The 6,724-nt window shown below is 43.7% G+C and carries 5 protein-coding genes and 1 pseudogene; 5 read left to right on the plus strand and 1 reads right to left on the minus strand.

What is annotated here, in order from left to right; all coding sequences use genetic code 11:
- The 5 genes from K6C05_RS06010 to K6C05_RS06030 form a co-directional block, all read left to right on the plus strand.
- Window positions 1-721, plus strand: a 721-nt coding sequence (locus K6C05_RS06010) for an ATP-grasp domain-containing protein (RefSeq protein WP_296732491.1), incomplete at its 5' end; no start/stop codon positions are given.
- A 1-nt stretch (window position 722) separates the two neighbouring features.
- The gene (locus tag K6C05_RS06015; protein ID WP_296732494.1) at window positions 723-2,408 is read left to right on the plus strand and encodes an ATP-grasp domain-containing protein; all 1,686 of its coding nucleotides are present in this window, start codon (window positions 723-725) and stop codon (window positions 2,406-2,408) included.
- A gap of 58 nt (window positions 2,409-2,466) precedes the next feature.
- A complete protein-coding gene (locus tag K6C05_RS06020; protein WP_296732496.1) occupies window positions 2,467-3,252 on the plus strand; it encodes a tyrosine-protein phosphatase in 786 nt (261 codons plus the stop codon).
- Window positions 3,221-5,161: a SpoIIE family protein phosphatase gene (locus tag K6C05_RS06025; RefSeq protein ID WP_296732498.1), complete on the plus strand. Its 1,941-nt coding sequence runs from the start codon at window positions 3,221-3,223 to the stop codon at window positions 5,159-5,161. Before K6C05_RS06020 ends, K6C05_RS06025 begins: the two co-directional genes overlap by 32 nt.
- Complete coding sequence (locus K6C05_RS06030) at window positions 5,151-6,422, plus strand: hypothetical protein (protein WP_296732501.1); 1,272 nt, start codon at window positions 5,151-5,153, stop codon at window positions 6,420-6,422. Before K6C05_RS06025 ends, K6C05_RS06030 begins: the two co-directional genes overlap by 11 nt.
- A 182-nt stretch (window positions 6,423-6,604) precedes the next feature.
- Here K6C05_RS06030 and K6C05_RS06035 read toward each other — a convergent pair.
- Window positions 6,605-6,724, minus strand: a pseudogene (locus tag K6C05_RS06035) (tRNA 2-thiocytidine biosynthesis protein TtcA); the annotation flags it as partial.

Genomic DNA, 6,724 nt, shown 5'->3' on the forward strand with positions numbered 1-6,724 from the left:
GGATTATGAGGATGCAAAGGCATATTTGCTTTCTGGGAAATTAACTGAGGATGTCCTGATTCAGGAGTTCTTGTCTGGCGATGAATATGGCATGGAGGTTCACGGCAGCAAGGGAAACTATATTATCTCACCGCCATTCAGAATATTTAATACGGCAGAAGGCCAGCTGAACGATCCTCTTGGGGCAACTACCCTGAAATACGGACCGATTCTTGACGAGAAGTTCAAGGTCGAAGAACTCAGGAAAGAGTTGCTCAGGCTTGCAGAGGTCATGGAATTTTCAGGTATTATGGAGGTTGATTTGGTATTGGCGGATGGCCTGTGGTATATCCTTGAGATCAACAACCGCTGGTCGGGTCTTACCACTCTTATAACGGCCTCCCAGGAAAGACTCCCTTATGATGTATATATGGATCAGTATGAGCCGGGCACTGTGGACCTTAACGATACGAAAAAACTGAAATTTGCCTGTCAGTTCAAGATGCCGGGAGCAGACCTTCGGACACTTGCAAGGATTGCATCAGAGGAATCTGTAATCAGTGTGATCCAGTACGAGGTAAGGATGCCGGGACAAGACCCGTATTTCTTTAATGATGCGGTTACCGGAGGATATGAATCCATGGAAGCATTGCTGACAGGATTTGAGAAACTACAGCAAAAATATCCCGAACAGATCAGTAAGGAGCTTGTAGATGCTTTAATACAAAAGGAAGGAGTGTAAAATGAGTATGGAAAATATCGTAGTTGTAGACCCTCTTTCCACAGGAGAGAATTATATAAATGACATTATCCAGAGAGGTTTTCGGCCTATATGTCTTTGGTCAAAACGAAACGATATCATTTTTGAAACGATGTCGGAGGACAGGAATGCTGTAGAACACCATTATCATGATAGGGCTGAATTCCTGATAGAGTGCGACACATATGAGAAAACCCTTGGGATGGTGAAAGAATACGCTCCGAAACTTATAGTGATTGGAGGAGAAGTCGGTGTGGAGCTTGCAACAAAGCTGGCTGCAGACCTGCGACTTCCGGGAAATCCAATTGAAAGGATACCGGCGCTGACCAATAAGCATCTGATGAATCAGGCACTGATTGAATACGGTATCCGCGGCATTAGAGGCACAATGGTTCATAATTGGGAGGAGATTATCACTTTTTATAGGGAGCAGAAATTAAAAGGATGTGTGCTGAAGCCCTATAGGGGAGCTGGTTCTTTTGGCGTTCGCGTCTGTGAAAATGAGGAAGAATTAAAGGACGCTTTTAATGAGGTGTTTTCCACGGCAAATGCTATGGGTGGAGAAGAAGATGGAATGCTGCTGCAGGAAAAGATTGAAGGGACGGAATATGTAGTAAACACAATTTCCTGCAATGGAATGCACAAACTTTCCTCCATTTGGAAATATGCCAAGAAAACAGTGGAGGGTGGAGGCAAGGTATACAGTATTACTGAGTTTCTGGAACATCTGGAGACAGGCAGCTCTTCACTTGTAAGGTATGCCTTTGAGGTGCTTAAGGCACTGGGGGTTACTAATGGAATCGTGCACAGTGAGTTTATGATAGATGAGAAGGGACCGGTTCTCATAGAGGCAAACTGCCGTGTTATTGGTAATCACATGTCTGCAGATTATATGGACAGGATGCTGGGACATCACGAGACAGATTTGCTTTTGGATGCCTATCTTCATCCGGACGCATTTGCAGCACATATGAATGATCCATATCGTCCTTTGGCAAAGGGCTTTATGAAAAATATCATCGTTGGCAGGGATATGAATGTGGTATCGGCACCAATTCTTTCCCTGCTCAGGCATCAGAAGAGCTTCTATGGAGCAAGCATTCCAAAAATCGAATCTGGTCATCTTGATCGGACGATTGATTTAGCGACAAGTGCCGGGGTAATTTACTTTGTGAATGGGGATTATGGCCAGCTGCACCGAGATCGGGATTTTATTGAGAGAATTGAATCCGGCTACTTTGACATGCTGTTTTCCGGGAAAACTGTAAAATCTGATGAAAAGCCGGAAAAAATGGAGAGCATAGAGGAAGTGATCAGCAGGCTGAATCCTGTAGGCACGATACTGCTTCTTTCCAATGAGATTCGGCAATTAGATGGTGTTACCTGTGTTTCTGTGGAAGATATTGAAGCTGAGAGCGATGGGTATGCCTTCGGTATTTTTGATATGAATTATCGGGAAAATGAGGATTATAATATTATTATTGATAGCTTCTTCAGACTTGTAGATAAAGTCAGAAACAGGGGCTGTATAATCGTTCCCGAGAGAAGCTGCTGGCATCTTCCATGCGGGAGGGAATCCATAGAAATCATGAGTGAAGCAGCAGGCCTTTTGGTGGAGGCCCCTGCCATGGATGCTGGCGATACCCTCATAATCCGGAAAATAAGCTGATTTTGATGTCGGGCAAAGAATACCACTGGCTGAATGGGTGTAGACAAGGAGACAGATTGTGAGTTGCATCAGAAGAAGAAAATTGGAACACCTGATGAATTTCAGAGATATGGGCGGATACGAGACGAAGGATGGAAGGATTACCTCCTGGAACAGATTATATAGGAGCGACTGCCTGGCAGAGCTAAGCGATGACGAGTGGCATACCTTCAAGGAACTGAATATTTTAAATGTAATAGACTTAAGAAGCACATTTGAACGGGAAAAGGCGCCGGTTATAACAAAATGCGGGGTGCTTTATCATCATTGTCCTTTTCTGAAGGAAGACCTGGGTATTGATGATCCGGACGAGGCGGCCAGGAAATTTATGGAAAGTATGAGCCTGGATTACAGCTTTATGCTTAATAATTCCCTGGATGAGATGGCAGGAAGTCTGAGGCTTATCTTACAGCTTTTGGCAAAGGGGAATGTGGATATATTTTGTACTGCAGGCAAGGATCGTACCGGTATGGTTGCTGCGGCAGTCCTGTATCTGTCCGGAGTACGGAGAGAGGATATTATTGCGGATTATGTAATTACCGAAGTGTATAATGAGGCCGTGATTTTAAAACGGATTCAGGCCCTGCCGGAAGATATGAAGGCACAGATCCCCCCGGAGAAAATGGAAATGGCTGCTGCATCAAAGGCAGGTACCATGAAACAGCTGCTCGACTGGATGGATGAGCATGATTTCACCGGACTTATGGCAGAGCGGGGGTTTGGCAGCAAAGAAATTGCAGGGCTGAAAAAGCATATTCTGGAGGAATGTAATTATGGGCGGACAAGGGCTGGTACAGCTGAATAATAAAAAAAGGACAAAGAAACGCCGGCTGATGGTGGAAGTTGTAATGTGGCTGTTGCTGGTTTTTCTGATCTTTTTTTTGACAAATCGTATTACTGCCACTTATCTGGCCAATAAACAATTTCATGATTATCTTGATGTTCATCTTATGGATTCGGCCGTGTATACGAGAGCCATACTCCATGAATATGATGAATCATTGCCGTGGCTGATTTCCTACTGGGCTGAGCATCGTGAGGAAATGGATATTCCGAGGAATGGATTTGGAGCAGACAATGATAAATGGGTTCGTTCCCATAAATGGTATAAGGACAATTATAATTTTCTGCTGGGCAAAGAGGAGCTGGATGCTCTTTCTGCAGAGCAGCAGAAGGAGTATGCGGAATTCTGCTATCTTTTGATAGCACAAAGATTTGACCTCCTTGCCAACACCTATGACTACATGTATTTCACCTGTACCAAAGATGACCCCGCATCGGATGGTGCTATGATACTGTTTTCGGGAATGAATAATGAAAACAGCAATCCATATGAACTGGGGACCTTGCTTAAGCTAAAAAAGGTGGAAAAGCCGGTATTCTCCGGAGCGTTTGAGGCTGGTGATGGTGTTAGTGCCAGCTATGTTACAGTTTCCGAAAAAAAAATATCGCAACCTGCCGGTAAGGCCGGGGGCAATAGCGATGAAGGTACAGCTGAAAGCGATTATTCATATTATGCAATGACCATTCCTGTATATGACAAGGATCATAACAGGATAGCATCCGTTTCCGTGGGTTATGACAGACAACTTGTTGAAACAGCCATCAATGACAATATCAGGGCATCGGATATACTGATTTTGATTCGTACGATTGTTGTTTGTCTTGTTGTAATATTTTTAATGCGGAGAAAATTCATAAAACCACTGGAGACAATTTCCCAAGCAGTTCGTGATTACATGAGAACCAAGGAAAGCACTAAAGTGGCCACTAATCTGGATGCAATGATAAGAGCTCCTAAAAAGACTGAAATAGAATTGCTTGCAGGGGATATATATGATATGTCTCTTGAAATAGACAGATATACGGACGAGATACGGTTCAATGCCACGGAAAAGGAAAAGACCAGGGCTGAGATGGAAATGGCCACATCGATACAGATGGGCCAGCTTCCTTCGATTTCAGATGAAATCAAAGGAAGGAAAGAATTTGATTTATTTGCCTCAATGCTTCCTGCAAGGGAGGTAGGCGGTGATTTTTATGATTTCTTCATGTTGGATAATGACCACCTGGTCCTTGTTATAGCAGATGTCTCAGACAAGGGCGTACCAGCGGCGCTCTTCATGATGACCAGTAAAACGCTGATAAGAAGTGAACTGAAGGCAGGGCAATCCCTGGCTGATGCAATTAGTAATGTAAATAAACAGTTATACGATACAAATCCTACAGGTATGTTTGTTACCGTCTGGGTGGCTGTTTTAGAGCTTTCGACGGGAATCCTCAGAAGTGTCAATGCCGGCCATGAGAAACCATCCATCAAAAGAGCGGATTGGAAATGGGAGCAGATAAATACGATGCATGATTTGCCACTTGCATGTATGCCGCAAATCGACTTTAAGGAAAATGAAATCCTGCTTAAGCCCGGGGATATTCTCTTTGTGTATACCGATGGCGTGCTTGATGCTTCCAACAAAAATGGAAATCGTTTTGGCATAAAAAGGATGACCGAGGCTCTTAAGCAGTGCTGGAAGGAACAGCCGGAGGCCCTGATTGGGGAAATGACGGATAAGATAGCAGAGTTTGTGGGTGAAGCAGAGTATTTCGATGATATTACAATGCTTTGCTTCAAGTATCATGGCTTATCCGGAGACAGATGCGACAAGTCAGGAAAGTCCGGCAAGGAGCTGATAGAGGTGATGTGCAATGAAGTATGATTTTGATAGCTACTTCTTTTATGAGACTATACCCAGGGCATCATTGAACATAAAGATGAAGGTCAACCTGACGGAGCATGTAGATGGCAAAGTGTTAAAGGATTCAGCAACAAAGGCTTTTCATCGTTTTCCCTATTATAGGAGAATAATGCGGTTCGATGAAACAGGAGCGCATATTTTGGAGCCAAGTGAAGAAGAACTGGTAGTGAAGGAGGAAGGTGCTGAAAGGATTGTTCTTGGTAGTGAGGAGACAAATCATCTTTTCTTTTGCATTACCTGGACAGGCAGCTCAATATATTTTCATGCACCTCATTCTATATGTGGTGGCTGTGGAATGATGGTCTGGGTACAGGCAACACTTTGGCAGTATCTTACGGATTTGTACCAGACCGAAATAAGCTCCGAAGGAATTCTGACACCCCTGACACCATTTTCACAGAGTGAGACAGCAATCCCGGAGCTCAGTAAAGCACCGGCAGATGAAGGTGAATTGGTGAACGACTTTGGGAATGCCTATATGCCAATGGACGACTATGAGAAATATTTCAAGGATCCCTTCAAGGATGTGGTATTTATTCCCATCATTTTGGAACAGGATGAAGTAATAGGCCATGCCCGTGCCAATCATGCAAGTCCCAATTCCTTGTTTTCGGCGATAATGTTCAAGACATTGGGCAGGGTTTTCCGGGATAGGGATGTTTCGTTCATTTCTTCCAGGATTGTGGCAAATTATAGGGCTGATGTTGGCTGTCCTGATACATATCGAGATCTGGTCCGCATGCTTCGGGTGAAATACACCCCGGATATGCTTTCCTGGTCAATTGGAAAGCTCAGTGCCATGACAAGGGAGAAAATGTTCCTTCAGCTGCGGCCGGAGCTTAGCTGGCTGGAGCTGAAAAGATTGATGGCCTATCGGGCCGAAATCGATGAAGTACATTCCCATGAGGGGAAAATGCAATATGCCTTTGACCACAGTCTGATAAAGAATGCACCGTGGGATACCTATACGATCAGCTATGTAGGAAATTTGCCATGGGGTGGTCTTGCAGATTATGTTGAATCATTGTTTTTTATTACAGATGGTCATTTTATACAGGAAATTACTGCTGTTCCCGGGAAGTTCTGTTTTTCCTTCCAGCAGGTAGTTAAGGATGATAAATATCTGAAAGCATTTCTGCAGATTCTTGACGAAGAAAATCTGCATTATGAAGTGGGGAATATGGAAGAAAAGAATCTGGCAGGCATTCATCTGGGAGAATGAATCATGTCATGCAATTAAAAGACAGTTTCCTTTGAATGAAAAAGACTGTTGGTATAAAAACATATGAAAGAGTACGGAACAGAGTTATTTGGCAACGGTGGATTACAAACCTCATATTTGCATTAAAAACGGTGTGATAAATGCTTTTGCATTTTTCACACCGCTTTAATCATATGCTGCCGTTATACACCATACATATAGCTTAGATATGCCTTTTTCATTTCCTTGCGGTTTTTGGCGGCAGGCCACAGTTCACCAAGGGCGTTTTCGCGCATTGCTGCTGCCAGATGGGAATAAAGCTG

Source organism: Anaerovibrio sp., assembly GCF_024697385.1.
Classification (GTDB): Bacteria; Bacillota; Negativicutes; order Selenomonadales; family Selenomonadaceae; genus Anaerovibrio.

Excerpts from the sequence above, each read along its gene's own strand:
- K6C05_RS06030 (WP_296732501.1), top strand. The coding sequence starts at position 5,151 with ATGAAGTATGATTTTGATAGCTACTTCTTTTATGAGACTATACCCAGG.
- K6C05_RS06025 (WP_296732498.1), top strand. The coding sequence starts at position 3,221 with ATGGGCGGACAAGGGCTGGTACAGCTGAATAATAAAAAAAGGACAAAG.
- K6C05_RS06015 (WP_296732494.1), top strand. The coding sequence starts at position 723 with ATGAGTATGGAAAATATCGTAGTTGTAGACCCTCTTTCCACAGGAGAG.